The 22,568-nt window shown below is 33.4% G+C and carries 22 protein-coding genes; 16 read left to right on the top strand and 6 right to left on the bottom strand.

Going from position 1 to position 22,568, the window contains the following annotated elements:
- Positions 1–7 precede the first annotated feature (7 nt).
- From AC23L6_RS03600 to AC23L6_RS03585, 4 genes are all read right to left on the bottom strand, one after another.
- Positions 8–766 carry a rhomboid family intramembrane serine protease gene (locus AC23L6_RS03600; protein ID WP_487562294.1) on the bottom strand — a complete coding sequence of 253 codons (759 nt, stop codon included), beginning with the start codon at positions 764–766 and terminating at the stop codon, positions 8–10.
- On the bottom strand, positions 763–2,676 hold the full coding sequence (mutL, locus tag AC23L6_RS03595; protein WP_487562295.1) for a DNA mismatch repair endonuclease MutL: 1,914 nt from the start codon (positions 2,674–2,676) through the stop codon (positions 763–765). Before mutL ends, AC23L6_RS03600 begins: the two co-directional genes overlap by 4 nt.
- Before the next feature lie 164 nt (positions 2,677–2,840).
- Entirely contained in the window at positions 2,841–3,416 is a 576-nt protein-coding gene (ribH, locus tag AC23L6_RS03590; protein WP_487562296.1) for a 6,7-dimethyl-8-ribityllumazine synthase, read from the bottom strand.
- 95 nt (positions 3,417–3,511) lie between these two features.
- Complete coding sequence (locus tag AC23L6_RS03585; RefSeq protein WP_487562298.1) at positions 3,512–4,294, bottom strand: tetratricopeptide repeat protein; 783 nt, start codon at positions 4,292–4,294, stop codon at positions 3,512–3,514.
- A 143-nt stretch (positions 4,295–4,437) separates the two neighbouring features.
- On the opposite strand from AC23L6_RS03585, the gene recF reads away from it, so the two are divergent.
- The 14 genes from recF to AC23L6_RS03515 all read left to right on the top strand — a co-directional run bounded on the left by recF (position 4,438) and on the right by AC23L6_RS03515 (position 18,971).
- Positions 4,438–5,517: a DNA replication/repair protein RecF gene (gene recF / locus AC23L6_RS03580; RefSeq protein ID WP_487562299.1), complete on the top strand. Its 1,080-nt coding sequence runs from the start codon at positions 4,438–4,440 to the stop codon at positions 5,515–5,517.
- Between the two features lie 44 nt (positions 5,518–5,561).
- Positions 5,562–6,260: a thioredoxin domain-containing protein gene (locus AC23L6_RS03575; protein ID WP_487562300.1), complete on the top strand. Its 699-nt coding sequence runs from the start codon at positions 5,562–5,564 to the stop codon at positions 6,258–6,260.
- 4 nt (positions 6,261–6,264) lie between these two features.
- Positions 6,265–6,936 carry a DUF2461 domain-containing protein gene (locus tag AC23L6_RS03570; RefSeq protein WP_487562301.1) on the top strand — a complete coding sequence of 224 codons (672 nt, stop codon included), beginning with the start codon at positions 6,265–6,267 and terminating at the stop codon, positions 6,934–6,936.
- A gap of 16 nt (positions 6,937–6,952) precedes the next feature.
- Entirely contained in the window at positions 6,953–8,017 is a 1,065-nt protein-coding gene (locus AC23L6_RS03565; RefSeq protein ID WP_487562302.1) for a glycosyltransferase family 4 protein, read from the top strand.
- Between the two features lie 6 nt (positions 8,018–8,023).
- On the top strand, positions 8,024–9,895 hold the full coding sequence (gene asnB, locus AC23L6_RS03560) for an asparagine synthase (glutamine-hydrolyzing) (protein ID WP_487562303.1): 1,872 nt from the start codon (positions 8,024–8,026) through the stop codon (positions 9,893–9,895).
- 50 nt (positions 9,896–9,945) lie between these two features.
- Positions 9,946–10,959 (top strand): UDP-N-acetylmuramate dehydrogenase, encoded by a 1,014-nt coding sequence (gene murB / locus AC23L6_RS03555; RefSeq protein WP_487562304.1) that lies wholly within the window; start codon positions 9,946–9,948, stop codon positions 10,957–10,959.
- 96 nt (positions 10,960–11,055) lie between these two features.
- A complete protein-coding gene (locus AC23L6_RS03550) occupies positions 11,056–12,162 on the top strand; it encodes a glycosyltransferase (protein ID WP_487562305.1) in 1,107 nt (368 codons plus the stop codon).
- Positions 12,153–12,704 carry an RNA polymerase sigma factor gene (locus tag AC23L6_RS03545; protein WP_487562306.1) on the top strand — a complete coding sequence of 184 codons (552 nt, stop codon included), beginning with the start codon at positions 12,153–12,155 and terminating at the stop codon, positions 12,702–12,704. Before AC23L6_RS03550 ends, AC23L6_RS03545 begins: the two co-directional genes overlap by 10 nt.
- 121 nt (positions 12,705–12,825) lie before the next feature.
- Positions 12,826–13,644, top strand: coding sequence for an energy transducer TonB (locus tag AC23L6_RS03540; RefSeq protein ID WP_487562307.1), 819 nt, complete (start codon positions 12,826–12,828; stop codon positions 13,642–13,644).
- Between the two features lie 147 nt (positions 13,645–13,791).
- Positions 13,792–14,373 carry a hypothetical protein gene (locus tag AC23L6_RS03535; protein ID WP_487562308.1) on the top strand — a complete coding sequence of 194 codons (582 nt, stop codon included), beginning with the start codon at positions 13,792–13,794 and terminating at the stop codon, positions 14,371–14,373.
- Positions 14,374–14,375: 2 nt separating this feature from the next.
- Positions 14,376–14,669: a hypothetical protein gene (locus AC23L6_RS03530; RefSeq protein WP_487562309.1), complete on the top strand. Its 294-nt coding sequence runs from the start codon at positions 14,376–14,378 to the stop codon at positions 14,667–14,669.
- Positions 14,670–14,874: 205 nt separating this feature from the next.
- A complete protein-coding gene (gene lipA, locus AC23L6_RS03525; protein ID WP_487562310.1) occupies positions 14,875–15,744 on the top strand; it encodes a lipoyl synthase in 870 nt (289 codons plus the stop codon).
- Positions 15,745–15,748: 4 nt separating this feature from the next.
- Positions 15,749–16,747 (top strand): type I glyceraldehyde-3-phosphate dehydrogenase, encoded by a 999-nt coding sequence (gap, locus tag AC23L6_RS03520; protein WP_487562311.1) that lies wholly within the window; start codon positions 15,749–15,751, stop codon positions 16,745–16,747.
- A gap of 43 nt (positions 16,748–16,790) precedes the next feature.
- On the top strand, positions 16,791–18,971 hold the full coding sequence (locus tag AC23L6_RS03515; protein ID WP_487562312.1) for a tetratricopeptide repeat-containing hybrid sensor histidine kinase/response regulator: 2,181 nt from the start codon (positions 16,791–16,793) through the stop codon (positions 18,969–18,971).
- Here the strand turns inward: AC23L6_RS03515 and AC23L6_RS03510 are convergent, their stop codons facing one another.
- Entirely contained in the window at positions 18,972–19,784 is an 813-nt protein-coding gene (locus AC23L6_RS03510) for a purine-nucleoside phosphorylase (protein WP_487562313.1), read from the bottom strand.
- Positions 19,756–20,775 carry a tetraacyldisaccharide 4'-kinase gene (lpxK, locus tag AC23L6_RS03505; protein ID WP_487562314.1) on the bottom strand — a complete coding sequence of 340 codons (1,020 nt, stop codon included), beginning with the start codon at positions 20,773–20,775 and terminating at the stop codon, positions 19,756–19,758. Before lpxK ends, AC23L6_RS03510 begins: the two co-directional genes overlap by 29 nt.
- Positions 20,776–20,831: 56 nt before the next feature.
- On the opposite strand from lpxK, the gene AC23L6_RS03500 reads away from it, so the two are divergent.
- Both AC23L6_RS03500 and AC23L6_RS03495 read left to right on the top strand, forming a co-directional pair.
- On the top strand, positions 20,832–21,419 hold the full coding sequence (locus AC23L6_RS03500; RefSeq protein WP_487562315.1) for a hypothetical protein: 588 nt from the start codon (positions 20,832–20,834) through the stop codon (positions 21,417–21,419).
- Positions 21,420–21,445: 26 nt separating this feature from the next.
- Positions 21,446–22,564: a Nif3-like dinuclear metal center hexameric protein gene (locus AC23L6_RS03495; protein ID WP_487562316.1), complete on the top strand. Its 1,119-nt coding sequence runs from the start codon at positions 21,446–21,448 to the stop codon at positions 22,562–22,564.
- Positions 22,565–22,568: the final 4 nt, after the last annotated feature.

Genomic DNA, 22,568 nt, shown 5'->3' with positions numbered 1-22,568 from the left:
CTTAAAACTAATCCCAACGGTTATTTCTAAACTGGTCTTTCTTCCAATACCACATCATTAAAAAACCAGTTAAGGCACCACCAATATGTGCAAAATGGGCAATTCCTGTACTTCCTGCTCCAAAAATTGATTGTCCTTTGAATCCTAAAAATAAATCGATTGCCAATATACCAGGCACAAAATATTTTGCTTTAATTGGTATGGGAATAAATAGTAAAGCGAGTTCAGCATTAGGAAACATATAGGCAAAAGCAACTAACAAACCATATATAGCACCCGAAGCTCCAACAATAGTTCCAAAATAAGAACTGGTAAAATTTTCAAAATCAGTGGCTGACATTAACTCTTGCCAAGTTGTATCTATTTTTCCTTGATTTAATATTTCTAAAATTTTAGTTTTAGTAAAACCATTTGAATTAAGTATACTCATACCTTCTTGAAAGAAATAATAATTCACTCCTGTATGCAATAATGCAGCTCCCAATCCACAGGAAATGTAAAAAAACAAAAACTTTTTTCCACCCCAAAAATGTTCTAATGCAGACCCAAAAGAATACAACGCAAACATATTGAATAGAATGTGCATAATATTTGGAAAAGGTGCATGCATGAACATGTGTGTAATTAATTGCCATCCTTTGAATTTATCACTTTCTGGATAGTAAAGAGCAAATAAATCATAAGATGTTGGTACTATTTGAGAACCAATAAAAAATAAAATATTAATTATCAATAACTGCTTAACAGTGGGTGTGATAGTCATCATACTGCAAATTTTTTATCTAAATCTTCCACACGCATGGTGATGAAAGTAGGTTTTTGAAAAGGGGAAACATTGGGTTCTTTACAAGCAAAAAGTCCGTTCACCAAATTCTCTTGTTCTTTTTCTGTAAGTGGCACACCTGTCTTTACGGCCAAACTTCGTGCCAATGACTTAGCAATACTATCATTTTGGCTAAAACTATTTTCTGGAATACCATTGTGTAAATCGCTTAAAAGTTGTTCTAAAACCACCGAAACTTCACTTTGAGAAACATGTGTAGGCAATCCTAAAATGAGTACGCTTTCTCCATCGTCATCTCCAAAAACAAAGCCCGTATTGCTCAACGCCTCTTTTAACTCAGCGATTAAAACCATTTCATTTTTGGAAAAATGCAACTGCAGAGGAAACAACAATTGCTGACTTGATGCCTGATGCACCGTCATATTGGTTAAAAATTGCTCGTATAAAATACGTTGGTGCGCGCGATGTTGATCTACAATCAGCATGCCCGATTTAATTGGGTTAACAATGTATTTTTTATGAATTTGATAGGTCTTATTCACTACTTTTTCCACCTCATCTTCATCAAATAAGGAAGCTGTTACTTCGTCACTTTCCAAATGAAATGTATCATTTTCAACTAGTGCCTGTTGTGTCAATTCGCCTTCAAGACTTGAGTCAATATCCGATTTTAAACCTACGTACAACCCTTCCCAACTTCCTATTTGCTTTGAAAAATCGCTATTAGCCATCTTTTTATTGGGATAGGAACTGTCTGATTTAAAGCTTTTTTTAGGCAAATCTTCTGAAAACGGATTATAATTCCCATCTACTTGAATAGTAGGAACTGCTCCTGCCAAATCCTTATAGTGATAGGGTGTATCTAAATTGGCATCCCTATCAAAATCCAAAACTGGCGCAATATTAAATTGCCCCAAACTGTGTTTCACCGCCGAACGCAAAATAGCATACAAGGCGTGCTCATCGTCAAACTTAATTTCAGTTTTCGTAGGATGAATATTAATATCTATTGTATTGGGCGGCACCTGTAAGTATAAAAAATAACTTGGTTGAGCACCATCTTTCAGTAAGCCTTCATAAGCAGCCATGATAGCATGGTGCAAATAACCACTTTTTATAAAACGGTCATTCACAAAGAAGAATTGTTCTCCTCTGCTCTTTTTAGCAAATTCAGGTTTACTTACAAATCCTTTTATCGATACAATTTCGGTTTCTTCTTGCACAGGAACGAGTTTTTCATTGGTTTTACCCGAAAAAATAGTGACAATCCGCTGTCTGAAATTCGATGGAGACAAATTAAACATTTCACTTCCATTGTGATAAAAAGTAAAATGAATATTGGCATGCGCCAAAGCTACTCTCTGAAATTCATCAACAATATGGCGGTACTCCACCACTTCCGACTTCAAAAAATTGCGTCGCGCTGGAATATTGAAAAACAAATTCTTAACCGCAAATGAAGTTCCTTTTGGCAAAACCGCTACTTCTTGAGAGATAAATTTACTCCCTTCAATGATAATGTGTGTGCCTAATTCCTCTTGATCTTGCTTGGTTTTCATCTCTATATGAGCAATAGCAGCTATCGATGCCAATGCTTCACCTCGAAAACCCTTAGTATGTAATGAAAACAAATCTTCAGCCTGACGAATCTTGGAGGTGGCATGGCGTTCAAAACACAGTCGTGCATCTGTGACACCCATCCCAACTCCGTTGTCAATAACCTGAATTAACGATTTCCCACCGTCTTTGATAATCAATTTAATGTCGGTAGCCTTGGCGTCAACAGCATTCTCTAGCAGTTCTTTCACCACCGATGCAGGACGTTGCACTACTTCACCCGCAGCAATCTGGTTGGCAACATGATCAGGAAGTAATTGAATAATACTCGACATTAGTTTTGTTTGTTGGTCATTGCGAGGGACGAAGCAATCTCTTTTTCCCAAGGTCACAAATTTAAGTAATTTCTATTGGGTTTTATAGTCAAAGTAATCATAAAAAAGAAAAATCCATACTATCTGATTACAAATAGTATAGATTTAATACTAATTGGTATTGCTTACTCCTTCAATTCCAAAGGGGAACCTTCATCAATTTGTAAAGCACCTGAATTTAATAATTGTCTTCTATCAAAATGATGTCCAATGGAAGCTTGTTGTCTTAGGTATGCCATTTTAATTGCAGCAATAGCGGCTTCGGTACCTTTATTGCCATGAGCTCCTCCACTTCTATCTATAGATTGCTGCTCTGAATTATCGGTCAGCAAGCAAAATATTACTGGAACATCTGAAAGTACGTTTAAATCTTTTATGCCTTGAGTAACCCCTTCGCAGACAAATTCGAAATGTTGCGTTTCTCCTTTTATAACACAACCTATGGTAATAACAACATCGGGTTTTTGAGTTTCAATCATTTTCTTGGAACCATAAACCAACTCAAAACTTCCTGGCACATTCCACCTGATGATATTTTTGTGGAGAGCTCCACAGTCTGTTAAAGCTTCTACTGCTCCTTTGTACAAGCCTTCGGTGATGTGTTCGTTCCACTCTGAAACAACAATCCCAAACCGAAAATTTTTCGCATTTGGGATAGTATCTTTATTGTAATCCGATAAATTTTTGTTAGCGGTAGCCATTTGTATTTGAGATTTTAGAATTAAAATTCAGGATTTAAATGCATAAATCAAAGGTATGAAATTCTAAATTCAGAAATCCGAAATCTAAACTGTTTTTACTGCGCCAATCCTATTAAAGCATCGATATCTGAAGCCTCTGGAGTACTTTCAAATTTTTCTTTAATTTCAGTAAAATAGTTTAAAGCATCTGCTTTATTCCCTAAAGCTAAACTAGTTTGACCTGCTTTCAAAAGAAAACGTGGTGTAGTAAAATCGTTTTTATTCATTTCAGATGCCTTGATGTAGTTTTCCAAAGCTTCTTTCAATTGATTTTTCTGAGAATAAGCATCTCCTATAGCTCCAACAGCTAAAACGCTCAATATAGCATCATCCGATTTGAATTTCTCTAAATAGGTAATTGCATCATCATATTTGCCAGTATTTAAAGAGGCGATTCCCGCATAGTAATTAGCTAAATTTCCTGCTGCTGTTCCTGAATATTTTTCAGCAATATCCTTAAAACCATATTTCCCCTCTGAACCTTTTAAAGAAAGAGCAAATAAAGAGTCACTTTTAGTTCCATCTACTGCTTTTTGAAAATTTTGTTGTGCTTCGAACATCTCGGTTGCTGCAGCTTCTTCGTTAGGTTGTGCAACAAATTTTTGATACAACAAGTAACAAACTGTCACAACAGCAATTGCTGTAACAATTCCAAAAATATATTTTTGATTTCTTGCAACCCACTCTTCAGTTTTTGATGCTGTTTGGTCTAAAGAATTAAAAACGCCTGCAGTTGTACTGTCTTTTTCATCAACATTTACATCTTCAATAAAATTAGTATCTAATTTTTCTTCTTTTTCTTTTGGAGCTTTATAACCTCTTTTATTATACGTTGCCATTTATTTTAAATTAGTGAGTGGCAAAAATAAAATTTTTATTGATATTTGAAAGCCATTTTTATCGATATTTTTCAATAATTTGCAGTCCCTTAAAAAACATTTGGTAAAATTTTCAAAGTTCTCACTATCAGCAAGCGTTGTAGATGTATTTAAAAGCTATTTCATTATTTAATTATAAAAATTTTTCAGAAGCTAATTTCGAATTCGACACTAAAATTAATTGTTTCGTAGGCAAAAATGGCGTAGGCAAAACAAATGTTCTCGATGCCATTTATCACCTGTCCTATGGAAAAAGTTACTTTAATCCTTTGGCGATACAAAACATTAAACATGGAGAAGATTTTTTTGTGATTGATGGTGCTTTTGAAAAAAATGAAAGAATAGAGCAAATTGTTTGCAGTCTCAAAAAAAACCAAAAGAAAATCCTGAAGCGCAACGGAAAACAATATGAAAAATTTTCAGACCACATTGGGTTTATACCACTAGTTATTATTTCGCCAGCTGACAGAGATTTAATTATTGAAGGAAGCGAAACGAGACGAAAGTTTATCGACAGTGTGATTTCACAACTAGATTCTAACTATTTACAAGAACTGATTCAGTATCAAAAAATCCTAACACAACGCAATGCACTACTGAAATATTTTGCATTAAATCATGTTTTTGAAAACGACACCTTATCCATTTATAATGAGCAATTAGATAATTTAGGACACCGAATTTTTGAAAAAAGAAACCAATTTTTAGAAGATTTCATTCCTATTTTCAACAAACATCATCAAGCCATAACAGGTTCAGAAGAACAAGTACAATTAGTCTATGAAAGTCAATTGTTTGAAAAAAAATTATTGACGCTTCTAGAAGAAAATAGTACTAGAGACAGAGCTTTACATTTTACTTCTGTTGGTATACATAAAGATGATTTGTCTTTTGAAATCGATCATCATCCGATAAAAAAATTCGGTTCACAAGGACAACAAAAATCCTTCTTAATCGCCTTAAAATTAGCTCAATTTGAATTTGTAAAAAAGCAATCTGGGGTAAAACCCATCCTATTATTTGATGATGTTTTCGACAAATTAGATGAAACACGAGTTAGTAAAATTGTAGAAATGGTCAACAATGACATTTTTGGACAACTATTCATTTCTGACACTCATGCTGATAGAACAGAAAACATTGTTAAAACAACTCATCAAAGTTATAAAATGTTTAACCTATAATTTCCTTTTGAATTTGTAATTTAGCTTCTCACAAAATACCACAAATGAAAGTATCAACTGTTTTCGTATCCTTAATTTATTTTCTTACACTCAGTTGTAAGGGGCAGCAGTCTGAAAGCTTAGAAACTGTTCCTGCAAACATCTTTGCAGAAAAAATAAATGCTACTCCTAATGCCCAAATTCTCGATGTAAGAACTCCTGAAGAGTTTAAAAATCAACACATTGACCATGCTATAAATGTGGATTGGAAAAATGACAATTTTGTAGAAAAAGCAAATACATTCAACAAAGAAAAACCTGTTTTTGTATATTGTTTGGCTGGAAGCAGAAGTCAACAAGCGGCCAATAAATTATCAGAATTAGGCTTTAAAAAAATTTACAATCTACAAGGTGGAATTTTAAAGTGGAATTCTGCTGGAATAGATTCACCAAGCGATAAAATCATTGGGATTTGCCCACAAGAATATCAAGACGCAATAAAGTCAGATAAAAAAGTATTGGTTAATTTTTATGCAGAATGGTGTGCCCCTTGTAAAAAAATGACTCCTTATCTCCTAAAAATGCAAACAGAAATGGCTGACAAAATCGTATTATTACGATTCAATGCCGATGAAAACAAAACCATTCTTAAAGAACTCAAAATTGACGAACTTCCTACACTGATTCTCTATGAAAATAATGAAATCAAGTGGAAACACTCAGGATTTATTAGTGAAGAAGATTTAAAAAAACAATTAAATTAATTTTATGCTTTCAAAAAAAACGCTACAATTTCTTGAAGATTTAAAATCCAATAACAACAGAGAATGGTTTTTAGCAAATAAAAAACGTTACGAGGAATACAAAAAAGAGTATCATGAATTGATTGGTTCGTTTCTCGAAATGATGAAACCTAAGGATGCTTCACTAGAAATGCTAGAAATTAAAAATTGTACTTTTCGTATTAATCGCGACATTCGTTTTTCTAAAGATAAATCGCCCTACAAAACCCATATGGGTATATGGATGAACACCAATTTAAGTGGTGTAAATGCCCCTGGGTACTACATTCACATCGAAAAAGGTAAGAGTTTCATAGCCGGGGGATTCTACTCACCAGAGGCTGCTGATTTAAAAAAAATTCGTAAAGAAATAGCTTTCTTCTACGAGGATTTAGAAGAAATTGTCAATGACGCTACCTTTAAAAAATACTACAAGGGATTAGATCGAAACGAAACCAATTCGCTGAAAAGTGCACCAAAAGATTATGAAAAAGACCATCCAGCTATTGAATTTTTAAGGCTAAAAAGTTTCACCGTTTCAATGCCAATAGAAGACTCAATGCTCTTTGAACAAAATTTTGTAAAGTCTACTTCAGAGAGGCTTTTAGTCTTAAAACCCTTGATTGACTTTTTAAATCGAGGTTTAGCATCTGACTAATGTCGTTTTGGCAACTATGAAAAAAAAGAAAATACTTTTTTTAGGAGAAACCTACAGGCAAGACGCAATAACTTGGATAAATGGATTAAAAGAATTTGGCGACTTCGAAATTCTAACATGGGAATTGAAAACTCCTAGCAATGGAGTTCTAAATCGCATGAAAAGAATTCTGGAATATTTTGGCTCTTTTTTCGAAATTAGAAAAATGAAACGACAATATGCACCCGATTTGGTTATTGGAGAAAGAACAACAAGCTATGGTTTTTTGGCTGCATTAACTGGAATTAGACCATTGGTCATTGCCCAGCAAGGCATCACCGATTTGTGGCCTGCAAACTCTATTTTATTGCCCTTAAAGAGAAAAATTCAAAATTATGCATTCAAAAAAGCGGATCTGATTCACGCTTGGGGACCAGCAATGACGATTGCTATGAAAAAAGCCAATGTAGATATGAATAAGGTTATGGTGTTGCCAAAAGGTATTGATTTATCCGTTTTTGAAAATAAAAACACCGCAGAATCAAACCGTATTAAGGCTATTGTAACCCGTTCTTTATCTGCAGAATACAGCCATGAAGTTATTTTGAAATCATTTGCAATTCTTCACAACAAAAGATTTGATTTTCAACTTACTATTGTTGGAGACGGGGCACAATTGCAATCCTTAAAAGAACTGTCTCTAAAACTAAAGATAGAAACAAAAGTTATTTTTACTAGAACAATTTCCAATTCACAGTTAGCTCAACTACTGCAACAATCCAATTTCTACATCAGTATGCCTATTACCGAAGGGGTATCGTCCTCTCTGTTTGAAGCTATGGCCACAAACTGCTATCCGATAGTAACCGATATTCCAGGAAATCAGAGTTGGATTCAACATCGCAAAAACGGACAATTGATTGCTGTTGATAATTATGAAATGTTAGCATCAGAACTCATTTGGGCTGTTGAAAATCCAACCTACAGAGAACAGGCAGTCATAAACAATAGAAAATATGTTGAAGAAAAAGCGAATTATAAAGTGAATATGAAGAAAATCGCTGACCGGTATCATGAATTAATTTACACTACAAAAAAATAATGCTGTATGTGTGGAATTAATGGAATCTTACATTTGCAATCGCAAAAAAAAGTCGATGAACAAGTGCTCACCAAAATGCGTGACGCCTTAGAGCATCGCGGACCAGACGACAAAGGTTTATTCATAGAAAACAGTATTGGTTTAGGGCACAGAAGACTTTCTGTGTTAGATGTTACTTCGGCTGGGCATCAGCCTTTTCTTTCTGAGGATGGAAGATATGTAATGGTATATAATGGTGAAATCTACAATTTCAAAGATTTCTATTCTGAACTCAAAAGTCATGGATTTGATATAAAAACCAACTCTGATACAGAGATTTTAATGAAACTTTTCCAACTGTACGGTCTAGAAATGTTGAATCGACTCAACGGAATGTTCGCGTTTGCTGTGTGGGACAAAAAAGAAAGAAAACTAGTTTTGGTTCGCGACCGAATGGGTGTTAAACCATTGTATTATTCTTTTTATAATGAAACACTGTATTTTGCCTCAGAACAAAAGGCGTTGTTTGCGGCGGGAGTCCCTCTAAAAATAGCCCAAGATGGATTAGGAGAATATATTTTTAATCGGTTTGTAGCTGGCGAAAACACCTTATATGAAAACATAAAAAAAGTGTTACCTGGGGATAGCATCACCATTTATGAAAATGGTAAAATACACACAGAAAAGTGGTGGGATTTACAAATCGAAATTAATAATCACAGTGAGATAGACAATCCTCTAGAATGGTTTTCCAACACTTTTGATGATGCCGTACGTTTACGAATGGTGAGTGATGTGCCTGTTGGTGTGTTATTAAGTGGTGGACTGGATTCTTCTTCCATCCTCGCCTCTTTATACCAACAAAAATTCAAAAAATTACAAACTTTCAATGTTGGTTTTAAAGAAGAAGAGCATGATGAATCGCATTTGGCAAAAATGTTATCAAAAAAATTCCATTACGGCTTTCATAGCATGCAATTAGAAAATGATTTACTCTACGAAAAATTAATTACCTCTACCTATTATCAGGACGAACCCATAATGCATTTGAGTGAACCTCATCTTTTGGCACTTTCTCAAATGGCAAAACCCTCCGTAAAAGTATTACTCTCAGGTGAAGGAGCTGATGAAATGATGGGAGGCTATGTGAGATACAAAGCTTTAAAACATCCTTCGTTATTACAGTCAATTGCCACAATTGGAACTATAGATATGTTTTCAAAAAAACCGAGATATGAAAAATTAATTCGGTATTCACAATTCAAAAACGAACAAGATTTGGTTCTCTTTAATAGCTGTAACATCTTTAAAAATGATATCAAAAAGAATTTCGGAATTAGCAGTATCCCCAAAAACGAATACCGAAAAGAAATTTACGAAGACGCAAAAACACTGTATCCTAATAATTTAAAAAGACAAGCTCTTTACTTCGACCAACATACCTATTTGTGCTCACTTTTAGACAGAAATGATCGCTGTACCATGGGAGCATCTATCGAGTGCAGAGAACCCTTTTTAGACCCAAGATTAATTGTGGGCTTAGGCTCACTCGATGACGAATGGCTCTTTACTGGAAAAAAAGGAAAATTCATCCTCAAAACTGCTATGGAAAATCGATTACCAAAGGAAATTCTAAATTTCAGAAAGGTGGGATTGAGTGTTCCTTGGGGTGATTACATTATTAAAAGCCCCGCATTTAAAGACGAAATGGAATCTTTTGCAAAAAGTTCGATGTTTCAAATGCCTTATTTTGAAAACATTAAAATCAATAAGTTAATTGGCAATTTGCAAAAAGGAGACCGAAAAATGATTCCTTATATTATGCCTTTATTCATGATGCACATTTGGATTAAAAATTACACAGAAAAATTTTCTAATGTTTTGAAATTAGAATCCTAATAGATTCCAAAATATTACTTTAAATTTGAACCGTCAACAGCAATCATTATATGGAACTCCACGAAAATTTTTCTCTCAAAAACTTCAATACTTTTGGAATAGAGGCCAAAGCCAAAAAATTTGTAGCAGTACATTCTGTTGCTGATTTGAGAAGTATCTTAGAGCAATATCCTAATGATGAAAAATTTATTTTAGGTGGAGGAAGCAACATGCTTTTGACAAAAGACATCGATGCTTTAGTTATTCATATCGATTTGAAAGGTAAAAAAATCATCAAAGAAGACGAAAATTATGTTTGGGTTGAAAGTCAAGCAGGAGAAAATTGGCATGAATTTGTGCTTTGGACCATTGATCAAAACTTTGGCGGATTAGAAAACATGTCGCTCATTCCGGGAAATGTAGGTACTACTCCTGTTCAAAATATTGGCGCTTATGGCACTGAAATAAAAGACACTTTTGTTTCCTGTGATGCAATGAAAATTTCCAATCAAGAAATGAAAACATTCTCAAAAGAGGATTGCCATTTCGGATATAGAGAAAGTGTTTTTAAAAATGAGGTCAAAAACCAATACATCATTACCTCAGTCATTTTTAAGTTAACCAAACAACATCATAAAATCAATATTTCCTATGGAGATATATCACTACAACTTTCAAATAGAAACATCCAAAATCCAACTCTTAAAGATGTTTCTGATGCAGTAATTGCAATCCGACAAAGTAAATTACCAGACCCAAAAGAATTGGGAAACAGCGGTAGTTTTTTTAAAAATCCAATTATCTTAAAAACTGATTTTGAGAAAATTCACCAGAAATTCCCAGAAATGAAATACTATGAAGTTTCTGATACCGAAGTCAAAGTGCCTGCTGGATGGCTCATTGAACAAGCAGGTTTCAAGGGAAAACGTTTTGGCGATGCTGGAATTCACAAAAATCAAGCCTTGGTTTTAGTCAATTATGGCAAAGCTACTGGTCAAGAAATTCTAGATGTGGCTAAAACTATTCAAGCTTCTATTTTAGAGACATTTGGCATCCATATTGAAGCAGAAGTAAACATAATTTAGACTTCAAATTCGCAACAAATAATTCACAATTTATAGTTCTTAATTCGGGATTGAATTTGTACCTTTGCACACGATTTTAAAAGACAATACGATTATATGTTGACTATTACTTTTTACCTGTTTATTCTTGTCGTTGCCATACAACTCTTTTACTATCTGATTGTTTTTGGGAAGTTTGCATTTACAAAAACACAAAAGAGTACTCTTAAAAAAATTCCTATTTCAGTTATTGTTTGCGCAAAAAATGAAGCTGAAAATGTAACAAAATTCGTTCCGCTGCTAGCTGAACAAGAGTATCCAGACTTCGAGATTGTTCTGATTGATGATGCTTCAAGTGACGAAACCTTAGAAATTTTTGAAGGATTCGAAAAACAATATTCTAATGTTCGCTTAGTAAAAGTGATCAATAATGAAGCTTTTTGGGGCAATAAAAAATTTGCTTTAACTCTAGGAATTAAAGCCGCCAAAAAAGAATATCTCTTGTTTACTGATGCAGATTGCTACCCTACTTCAAAAAACTGGATTGCGGCAATGAGCTCTCACTTTACCCAACAAAAAACCATCGTTTTAGGATATGGTGCCTACGAAAAAATTCCAGGTTCCTTTCTAAATAAATTAATCCGATTTGAAACGATGCTGACTGCTGTTCAATACTTTTCTTGGGCTAAAATGGGACATCCATATATGGGAGTAGGTCGAAATTTAGCTTACAAAAAAGAAGAATTTTTCAATGTAAACGGATTTATTGAACATATGAAAATCCGTTCTGGCGATGATGACTTGTTTATTAATCAAGCTGCTAGAGGAAAAAATACAACCGTTTGTTATACACCTGAAAGTTTTACCTACTCACAACCTAAAACAACATTCAAAGAATGGTTTGACCAAAAACGCAGACATGTCTCAACGGCCAAATTTTACAAATTTTTCGATAGAGCACATCTATCTCTGTTTTATGTGTCGCAGTTGTTGTTCATTTTACTTCCCATACTTTTACTAGCCTTTCAATTCCAGTGGATTATTGTTCTGAGTTTGATAGGATTTCGTTATCTATTTACATGGATTACTCTTGGGTTTTCATCAGGAAAATTAAAAGAAAAAGACGTAATGTATTGGTTCCCAATTATTGAAATAGTACTTATCTTTACCCAACTCAATATCTTTTTCAAAAATATTTTTTCAAAACCAGTACATTGGAAATAAAAAAAAACATAGAAAAAGCAAAAAAAGGAGACCAAGTAGCCTTTACTTTTCTATTGGATTTCTATTGGAGTGAAGTGTACAGTTTTATGTTAAAACGAACAGAAAATGAAACGGATGCCGAAGATATTACTATAGAAACCTTCTCTAAAGCCTTTGACAAAATTGCCACTTACAATCCTGAATTTCAATTCAATACTTGGCTAATTGCCATTGCTAAAAATGTTCATATTGACTTACTTCGCAAAAAGAAATCTTCTCTTTTTATCGACATCACTGATGAAGACGACAACCAAGCCTATAATGTTGCCGACTCTACTCCATCGGCAGAAGATGAACTAATCACAGAACAAAATTTATCGCAATTACTTCAGTATATCAAAGAATTAAAACCTCATTATCAAGAAGTAATTCAACTGCGCTATTTTCAAGAAATGAGTTACCAAGAAATCGCCGACCAACTTGGCGAACCATTGAATAACGTTAAGATTAAATTACTACGCGCCAAAAAATTATTGGCAGAAATCATCGAGAACAAACGTTAAGTAAACCTTCTCAATTGCGCTAAAAAATTAAGTCCACAATAAAACAGAAAATTGTAACGTTATCTGTTAAAACAATTTTTGCCTATGACTAATTGATACTTAACCTCTAAACCATTTAATTATGTCAAAATTAAGTATCACCGAAAGCAATTGGATTAATATTGTTTTCGAAGGCAAAAACAAAGAATATGGCGCTTATCAATTGAGAAAAGACAGTGATAAAACCACCTTATTGGCTCTTTTCATGGGAGTAGTAATTGTTACGAGCCTTGTTAGTATTTCTGCACTAATCAACCTTATTACAACACCCGAAAAAATTAAGATTGAAACTCCCGATTTTATTGACACGCACATTATATTGAGTGATATTCATCCTATTGTCCCTAAAAAAAAACAGTTCGTTCTCCCTGTAGCAAAAAAACAAATTGCGGATGATATCAAAAAAGAACAACTCATCAATCCAGTAGTGGTTAAACCTACAGAGGCAAATCAAAATATTGCCAAGAATACTGAAACTCCTACCAATACAAATACCGATGCAACGGCAACAGTTGGAACAAGTGCAACTACTTCAAATTCAACGGAGACTGGTGGAGTAGCTCCTACAACTGGCACAGAGAGTTTAATCAATACTACAGCTACATTAGACAAACTACCAGAATTTCCAGGAGGAATTAGTAAATTTTACAACTATGTTGGGAACCATTTTGAAAAGCCTGAACTTAATGAGGAAAAAACGGTTCGAGTTTATGTGTACTTTGTTATTGAACGAGATGGCAGTATGACTGATATCCATGTAAAAAATAATCCTGGCTATGGTTTAGACAAGGAGGCAATTCGAGTATTAAAATCACTAAAGACAAAATGGTCTCCAGGCATGATTAGCGGCAAACCTGTTCGTACTTCCTACAACCTGCCCATAACGGTTATAATGGAATAAATTGTCTCGAAGAAAATAAAAGGATTTGTAATTTTATTTATATTTGGGAATAATACGAAACATGACTTCGTGTATATCTTTCTGAATAGATTGGCAAGTTTTGTTTATAAAATAGTTAGCTGATCTCCTTTTCAAACATACTAAACAATGAAAACATGCGAAAAATCTAGTCAAGAAATTATTGAACAACTAACTAAAATTGCAGATAATTTCGATTCAACTAAAGAAAATTATCTTCTGTCCTATCCACACTTCTTGAATTATTTCAAAAACCTTAAAACAATAAATTTGGAAAACTTAATTATCGGAATAAGTTTTACGTATTCATGGATGCCAACAATTTTAAAATCAATTAAAATCGAAAATCCCGAAAAATTACTTTCGATTTTAAACAAAGTAAAAAATGGACAAAAAATAAATGAAGAGCAGCTTGCAACTTTGAAAAGAGCATTTAACAATTCTCTTGTCGGAACATCAAAACTATTACACTTCATTAACCCAAAACAATACGCAATTTGGGACAGCAGAGTTTTTCGATTTTTAAACAATGAAGAACCTCATAAATATAAACTTGAAAAAACAAATGTTTATCTTGACTACATTGAATTAATCGAAAAATTAAAAACTGAAAAAACCTTCGAAACTTTTTACCAACTAATGAACCAAAAAGTTGGCTATGAAATTACTGAAAACAGAGCTTTAGAACTTGCATTTTTTAAAGGCAAGTAATTATGAATCTGACTTATAGAGAACAAATAATTGAAAAAATAAACAACTTAATTGAAGCCAGAGAAATCGTCTTTGAGCAAATAATAAATCTTGCAATGTCAAATGAATTTAGTCATTTAAAAGATACATTTGACCTAAACGATGTTTATTCATTTTCATTAAAGCATTTTGAGAATGTAGAGGATATAAACGTTCAAAAAATGGTAAAACTTTGTAAAAAAACGGAAGAAACTATTTTTACAATTATGGACTTGAACGGAATAAACAAAAACGAAATAAATCTAACCGAAGAATAATTCCCACTATTACGCGAAAACCATTGCTTAGCATTATCAATCAAAATAGTTTTAAAACAAATCGTCTTATTCATTTTTTTTAAAAATCCAAAATAAGCACAGTAAACCCAAAAAGAAAGCTCTACTAACTCTAACTTGAAATTAACAAAAAACCAATTCCAATTCTCATTCCATTGCGTATCTTTGCGTTTCAATAATTGTTACTATGGAAACCGTTTTAGACAATACATTACCTGTAGCTAAACCAAAATGGCTCAAAGTAAAACTGCCTATTGGTCAGAAATATACTGAGCTTCGTGGCCTAGTTGATAAATACAGCCTAAACACGATTTGTACCTCTGGAAGTTGCCCAAACATGGGTGAATGTTGGGGAGAAGGTACAGCTACGTTTATGATATTAGGAAACATTTGTACGCGCTCTTGTGGTTTTTGTGGTGTTAAAACAGGTCGTCCAGAGACGGTAGATTGGGATGAACCCGAAAAAGTAGCTCGCTCTATTAAAATCATGAACATCAAACATGCGGTGATTACAAGTGTAGATAGAGACGATTTGAAAGACGGAGGTTCCATTATTTGGATAGAAACCGTAAAAGCCATTCGCAGAATGAATCCCACAACAACTTTAGAAACCCTAATTCCTGATTTTCAAGGAATAGAAAGAAATATTGACCGTATTGTCGAAGCCAATCCAGAAGTAGTTTCACATAATGTAGAAACTGTTCGAAGATTGACTCGTGAAGTTCGTATTCAAGCCAAGTACGATAGAAGCTTAGAAGTATTGCGCTACCTGAAAGAAAAAGGAATCAACAGAACCAAATCAGGCATCATGTTAGGTTTAGGAGAAACTGAGGAAGAAGTAATTCAAACACTACACGACTTACGCAAAGCCAACGTAGATGTAGTTACCATTGGTCAATACCTACAACCGAGCAAAAAACATTTACCAGTAAAAGAATACATTACTCCTGATCAATTTGCAAAATATGAAAAAATTGGGCTTGAACTAGGCTTTAGACATGTTGAAAGTGGCGCTCTAGTTCGTTCCTCTTACAAAGCAGCAAAACATATACTGTAAAACCTTGAAAACAAGAATCGCAATCAATGGATTTGGAAGAATTGGACGCAATCTTTTCCGATTACTTTTGAATCATCCAACTATTGAAGTTATTGCCATTAACGACATTGCCGATAACCGAACCATGTCGCATTTAATCAAATACGACAGTATTCATGGTGTTTTGTCAGAGGAATGTTCCTATGACGAAACTTCTATCTGGGTTGGAGGCAAACAATACTTGTTTTTTCATGAAAAAAACATTCCAAATCTAAATTGGAAATCCTTGAATATTGACCTTGTTGTAGAATCTACAGGTAAATACAAAACTTTTGATGAAATCAACGCTCATATTTTGGCTGGAGCCAAAAAAGTAATTCTTTCCGCACCATCAGAAGTGGATACCATAAAAACGGTTGTTCTAGGCGTAAATGATTCGATACTTGACGGAACAGAAACTATTGTATCCAATGCCAGTTGTACCACAAACAATGCCGCTCCAATGATTAAAATCATTAGTGAATTGTGCGGAATTGAACAAGCCTACATCACCACTGTTCACTCCTACACTACTGATCAAAGTCTTCACGACCAACCTCATAAAGATTTGCGTAGAGCTAGAGGCGCAAGCCAGTCTATAGTTCCAACTACGACCGGAGCTGCAAAAGCCTTAACAAAAATCTTTCCCGAATTTGAAGGGAAATTTGGAGGTAGTGGTATTCGTGTTCCAGTTCCCGATGGCTCATTGACCGACATTACTTGCTATGTAAAACGACAGGTTTCTATCGAAGAAATTAATACTGCCTTTAAAAAAGCATCCGAAAACGAGCTCAAGGGTATTTTAGCTTACACTCAAGACCCAATTGTTTCTGTGGATATACTCGGAAATACTAACTCTTGTCTTTTTGATTCCCAATTAACCTCAGTAATCGATAAAATGGTTAAAGTCGTAGGCTGGTATGATAACGAAATTGGATATTCTTCACGAATTATTGACTTAATAAGTTTAATGATTAAAAAATAATTTATTATATTTAAACCCTTGAACAACAAATTATAAGTAATTCATGAGGTCTATTTTTTTCTTTTGCATCCTTTTAAGTTCATTTGCATTTGCACAAAGGCAAAAGAAAAATACTGTTAAGATAGATAGTATAAATTACTATATTGAACTTTCTAACTTTAACATCAAAACCAACAATTATAAATTTTCCCTTTCTTTTGCCCAAAAAGCGATTGATTATGCTAAAAAAACAAAAAACAAAAAAGCTGAAGCTAGAGGATTTTCTCTTCTTGGATCACTATATTTTGATTTAAAAAAATACGACGATGCCATAGAGTCCTACTACAAAAGTATTGCTCAGTACAATACTTTTAGTCCATCTAGTCAACAAGCGTACGCCTATTATAAACTAGGTTTGTGCTTTATGGAAAAGGGTGAATTTTCAAAAGCAGATACTTATTTTGATAAGGCAAAAACAATTTATTCTTCGATCAAGATTACAAGTGCTATTGAATTGTTGAATCTTCAAAAAGCAATTGTTTACAAAGCCAAAGGGCAATACAAACTAGCAGTTCCAATTTTTAATCAAATTATAGCTAAGCCCGATTCACAAGATATTTTCAAAACTAAAGCTGAGGCTCTGTATCAAATTGGGAAAATAGAATTAGAAAATAACCGAAAAAATTTGGCGCTCAACTATTTAACACGAGCCTACGATCTCAATGCTTTGGATAAAAATATGGAGCAAAAATCGAAAATTTTATTTTCATTGAGTATGGTTTATGAAAAATTACTCAACATAGATAAAGCCCATAAATATCTCAAAGAATATATTCAGTTAAAAGACAGCATATCAGCATTGAACACTAAAAAATTAGGTTCAGAAGACTATGCTGAATTTAAAGATGGCGAAAGAATGAAAACCATCGAACAAATGGATAGAGAAAATAAAGAACAACAAAAAGCGAATAAAGTAGCCAAGTTAATCAGTATTCTTGCCATTGCTTTGATTTCTATATTATCTCTTTTGAGCTTGTCGTTGTACAAGAATAATATTATCCGAAACAAATCCAACTTACTGTTAAAAGAAAAAAATAACGAACTCCAATTAGCAAAAGAAAAAGCCGAAAAAGCCTCAAAAGCTAGGGCAGAATTTCTTTCGACTGTGAGTCATGAATTGAGGACTCCTTTGAACGCTATAAACGGAATTACCCACTTACTATTGGAAGAAGACCCGAAAGAATCACAGATGAATTACCTGACTTCATTAAAGTTTTCGGGAAATTATTTACTTACTTTCATCAATGAAATTCTTGAAATAAACCGAATTGAATCGAGCGCAATTGAAACAGAAAACATCAATTTTAATTTAAAATTACTATTGGGCAACATTCAAAATTCTCTAAAAGAGCTTGCCTCAATAAACAACAATGCTTTCACTATTGACATTGACCAGAGCATACCCGATTTTCTCATTGGCGACCCAACTAAGTTATCTCAAATTTTCTTAAATCTTGTAAATAACGCTTTGAAATTCACAAAAAATGGCGAAGTAAAAGTAATCTTAAAAACAACTGAATTAAACGAAGAATTTACAGCCATTCATTTTGAGGTACTCGATACTGGTATTGGAATTCCAGAGGAAAAATTAGAATCTGTTTTTGATAGTTTCTCCCAAGGCTCTATAGAAATTAATCGTAAATACGGCGGAACAGGTCTGGGTTTAACTATTGTTAAGAAGTTAGTAGACATTCTTGGAGGAAAAATCGAAGTAGAGAGTATTGTAGGGAAAGGTTCTTCTTTCAAATTTGATTTAAGTTTTAAAATTGGTAAAAACGAAATCATTACTGAAAAAGCAGTAGATTATGACGATATCATTCTTAAAGACAAAAAGGTACTTTTGATTGAAGATAACAAAATCAATCAAATGATTACCAAGAAAATGGTAGAAAACAAAGGAATGATTTGTGAGGTTATTGATAACGGAGAAGATGCCATTGAAGCCGTTAAAAACAATAAGTATGACGTTGTTTTAATGGATGTTCATTTACCCGGAATAAATGGAACTATTGCAACCCAAACTATTCGAACATTTGACAAAAAGACAAAAATAATAGCATTAACTGCTATATCATTAAATGAAAATAGAGAAATGCTATTATCTTACGGAATGAATGACGTGATTACAAAACCATTCAAACCAGATGAGTTCTATAAGGCTGTTGCTCAAAACTTAGCAACCTAATTAATACTGCTTAATCAATTCTTTTATTAGGTTTCTAACGTGTGGTTCTGCTTTTTTGGCGGCCTCCAAAACTTCGTCATGGCTAACAGTATCAATGCTATCTTCATTACCCATATCAGTAATTACAGATATTCCAAATGTCTCCATTTCCATATGGCACGCTACAATTACCTCTGGAACTGTTGACATTCCGACGCAATCAGCACCTAAAATTTTGACCATTTTATATTCTGCAAGAGTTTCAAAAGTTGGCCCTTGTAAACCTAAATAAATTCCATCATGAACTGTAATTCCAAGATCTTTAGCCAAATCTTTAGCCTTCAAAAGCATTTTTCTACTGTAAGGCTCACTCATATTAACAAATCGAGGTCCAAAACGCTCTTCATTTTTTCCGCGTAATGGGTGCTCAGGCATCATATTAATGTGGTCTTTTATCAATACAATTGAACCTACCTCATAATTGTTGTTTACACCTCCAGATGCATTAGATACGATTAACTTTTCAACTCCTAAATATTTCATAACTCTAACAGGAAAAGTTACTTCTTTCATGTCATAGCCTTCATAGAAATGAAATCTTCCTTGCATTGCCATTACTTTTTTGTCGCCAATAGTTCCAAAAACTAATGCTCCTTTATGACCTTGCACCGTAGAAACAGGAAAATTTGGAATATCGCTGTAGGGAAGTGTATGCTCAATAGTGATATCACCTGTAAATCCACCAAGACCTGACCCCAAGATTACCCCATATTCTGGTTTGAAATTAGTTTTAGCTTGTATATAACTAACTGTTTCTTGTACTTTTTCCCACATAATTTAAAATTGTTTTATCAAAATCATTACCACCGAAAACAAAAAATGTTTTAATTGGCAGATAAAAAAGTTGTTCTTTTGAGATACTTGTATTTAGCCTCACGAAATCTTTTTCAGTTGTAATAATTAAATTGTTTTTAGCTTTCTTTTTTATGTTAACAATATCATCTTCACTAAAATGATGATGATCCGAAAATTTCATTACTATATCGTTTTCATTCTGCAAATATGCAAAAAAGGATTTAGGTTTTGCAATTCCAGCCAAAAGTAATTTAGTAAGAGTTTTTATTTCACTTACTTTCAGAGAATTACCAAGAGAATAAACAGAATCTTCATAAGCAATAGAACTAAAAAAAATGGGTTTGTCAATTCCTATTTTACGCATAATTCTCTCTTGATCCTGTTGTGAAATTGTTTCTGGACATTTTGTTACAATAACTACATCAGCTCTTTTGGCTCCGATTCTACCCTCGCGCAAATTCCCCGTTGGCAAAATAAAATCATCGCAAAATAAATCATCATAAGATGTCAACAGAATGTAAAAACCAGCCTTCACTTTTCTATGCTGAAAAGCGTCATCAAGTAAAATAACTTCCGGTTTTTTTGGTAACGAAAGTAATTGTTCAATTCCGTTCTTTCTATCGGCATCAACAGCGACATCAATATTTGGAAACTTTTTAAAAAACTGATAAGGTTCGTCACCAAGTTGCGATGCCGTAGAAGTTGCATTGGCTAATATAAAGCCTTTAGATTGTCTTTTGTAGCCTCGACTTAATGTAGCTACTTTGTACTTATCTGAAAGTAATCGGATTAAATATTCTATTTGAGGTGTTTTTCCAGTGCCGCCCACACTCAAATTTCCAACAGCAATAATCGGGACATCAAAAGTATACGATTTGAAAATACCTCTATCATAAAGGAAATTCCTAAATTGTGTAATCCATCCATACAAAACTGCAAACGGAAACAGTATTTTTCTCAAAAATATCATTCTACGAATGTATAATATTTTATCTTTGAAAGAAAAAATAATTTAAATTTCTATCCTTGAAACCATCGCTAAAGATTAGTCTAAAAGGCATTAATTTGTGCATTATTTGCCTCTTTTTTCAATGGTCATTTGGTCAAGAAAATCAAAATCAATTGATTTTAAAAACCATTTTAGAAAACTATTACAAAAATGAAAAACCAGTCTATAAAGGACGAAGTCAATTGCTTTATTTATACTGCAATCAACCCAAAAACAATGAAGAATTAATTGAAGCCGTAAAAGGAAAAAAGTTACCAAAAGATTTCCTTTCAGAAATTCAAATCAAAATTAACGATAATGGTCCCGAGAAAGATTGGTCAAATGAACTAGAACAAATCTTTACCTCTGATAAAAATCAATTAAAATCAAAAGTTAATAGCTGTTTGAGTCTTGAAAAATACCAAGAAATTTCAAAGCGTTTGAATCTCAATAATCAACGATTAATGATAGTTAACAAGCCTATTTATTACTCAAAGGGCACAATCGCTTTAGTCAAAGTTGTCTTTTTTAGAAACATAGAACACAATAGTGGAACTGTACTTTTGATGGAGAAGGTAAATGAAACATGGACTATCAAAGAATATCTTAATTCATGGTCAACATAATTTAAAAAATTAAAAAAACTCTAAAAGTGAGCACAATAAAAGAAATCACATCCCTACTCGAGACGCTTGCGCCAACAGCTTATGCAGAAGATTTTGATAATGTTGGATTGCTAGTAGGAAATCCAGAAACTGAAATAACAGGAATTTTAGTTGGTCACGATGCACTAGAAAATGTTATAGATGAAGCAATTTCAAAAAAATGCAATCTTGTTGTTTGTTTTCACCCTATACTTTTTTCAAGTTTAAAAAAAATTACAGGTAAAAATTATGTGGAGCGGGCAGTCATCAAAGCAATTAAAAATGATATTGCCATTTATGCTCTTCACACTGCACTTGATAATCATCAGAATGGTGTAAACAAACTATTTTGTGATGCTTTGGGAATTATCAAACCTAAATTTTTAATTCCTAAGCAAAACTACATCCGAAAATTGGTAACCTATACCCTACCAGAAAATGCTGAAGAAGTCAGAAATGCTTTGTTTAATGAAGGAGCTGGAACCATTGGAAACTATGAAAATTGTAGCTTCAATTCGCAAGGCATAGGAACCTATATGGGAAATGAACGTAGTAACCCAGAAATTGGAGAACGCTTCGAATTTGTTGAGAATAAAGAAATCAAAATTGAAGTCACTTTCGAAAAACATTTAGAGCAAAAGATTCTGAAAGCACTTTTCAACGCGCACTCTTATGAAGAAGTTGCTTACGAAATTTATTCATTAGAAAATACGCATCAAAACATTGGTCTTGGCATGATTGGACAACTTGAAAAACCCATGAATGAGAAAGACTTTTTGTTATTTGTTAAAGAAAAAATGCAAGCACAAAGCATAAGACATTCTGAATTCACAGGAAAATCAATTCAAAAAGTAGCTGTTCTTGGTGGTTCTGGAAGCTTTGCCATAAAAAATGCAATTGCTGCTGGAGCAGATGCTTTTTTAACAGCTGATTTAAAGTATCACAATTTTTATGAAGCTGAAAATCAGCTGCTTTTAGCTGATATTGGCCATTTTGAAAGTGAACGCTACACAAAAAATTATATTGTTGATTTTCTTAGAAAAAAAATTCTTAATTTTGCACCCGTCTCGCCTGTGGGCGGAATCATTTTATCAGAAGAAAATACCAATCCTGTTAAGTACTTATAAATAT

It is taken from the genome of Flavobacterium sp. R1_16 (genome assembly GCF_057652095.1).
Note: the sequence above shows the minus strand (reverse complement) of the source record. Positions and strands in the feature narration are given on the sequence as shown.

Bases quoted from the DNA above. Each gene is read 5' to 3' on its own strand.
- AC23L6_RS03600 (WP_487562294.1), bottom strand. From the start codon at position 766: ATGATGACTATCACACCCACTGTTAAGCAGTTATTGATAATTAATATT.
- mutL (WP_487562295.1), bottom strand. From the start codon at position 2,676: ATGTCGAGTATTATTCAATTACTTCCTGATCATGTTGCCAACCAGATT.
- ribH (WP_487562296.1), bottom strand. From the start codon at position 3,416: ATGGCTACCGCTAACAAAAATTTATCGGATTACAATAAAGATACTATC.
- AC23L6_RS03585 (WP_487562298.1), bottom strand. From the start codon at position 4,294: ATGGCAACGTATAATAAAAGAGGTTATAAAGCTCCAAAAGAAAAAGAA.
- recF (WP_487562299.1), top strand. From the start codon at position 4,438: ATGTATTTAAAAGCTATTTCATTATTTAATTATAAAAATTTTTCAGAA.
- AC23L6_RS03575 (WP_487562300.1), top strand. From the start codon at position 5,562: ATGAAAGTATCAACTGTTTTCGTATCCTTAATTTATTTTCTTACACTC.
- AC23L6_RS03570 (WP_487562301.1), top strand. From the start codon at position 6,265: ATGCTTTCAAAAAAAACGCTACAATTTCTTGAAGATTTAAAATCCAAT.
- AC23L6_RS03565 (WP_487562302.1), top strand. From the start codon at position 6,953: ATGAAAAAAAAGAAAATACTTTTTTTAGGAGAAACCTACAGGCAAGAC.
- asnB (WP_487562303.1), top strand. From the start codon at position 8,024: ATGTGTGGAATTAATGGAATCTTACATTTGCAATCGCAAAAAAAAGTC.
- murB (WP_487562304.1), top strand. From the start codon at position 9,946: ATGGAACTCCACGAAAATTTTTCTCTCAAAAACTTCAATACTTTTGGA.
- AC23L6_RS03550 (WP_487562305.1), top strand. From the start codon at position 11,056: ATGTTGACTATTACTTTTTACCTGTTTATTCTTGTCGTTGCCATACAA.
- AC23L6_RS03540 (WP_487562307.1), top strand. From the start codon at position 12,826: ATGTCAAAATTAAGTATCACCGAAAGCAATTGGATTAATATTGTTTTC.
- AC23L6_RS03535 (WP_487562308.1), top strand. From the start codon at position 13,792: ATGAAAACATGCGAAAAATCTAGTCAAGAAATTATTGAACAACTAACT.
- AC23L6_RS03530 (WP_487562309.1), top strand. From the start codon at position 14,376: ATGAATCTGACTTATAGAGAACAAATAATTGAAAAAATAAACAACTTA.
- lipA (WP_487562310.1), top strand. From the start codon at position 14,875: ATGGAAACCGTTTTAGACAATACATTACCTGTAGCTAAACCAAAATGG.
- AC23L6_RS03515 (WP_487562312.1), top strand. From the start codon at position 16,791: ATGAGGTCTATTTTTTTCTTTTGCATCCTTTTAAGTTCATTTGCATTT.
- AC23L6_RS03510 (WP_487562313.1), bottom strand. From the start codon at position 19,784: ATGTGGGAAAAAGTACAAGAAACAGTTAGTTATATACAAGCTAAAACT.
- lpxK (WP_487562314.1), bottom strand. From the start codon at position 20,775: ATGATATTTTTGAGAAAAATACTGTTTCCGTTTGCAGTTTTGTATGGA.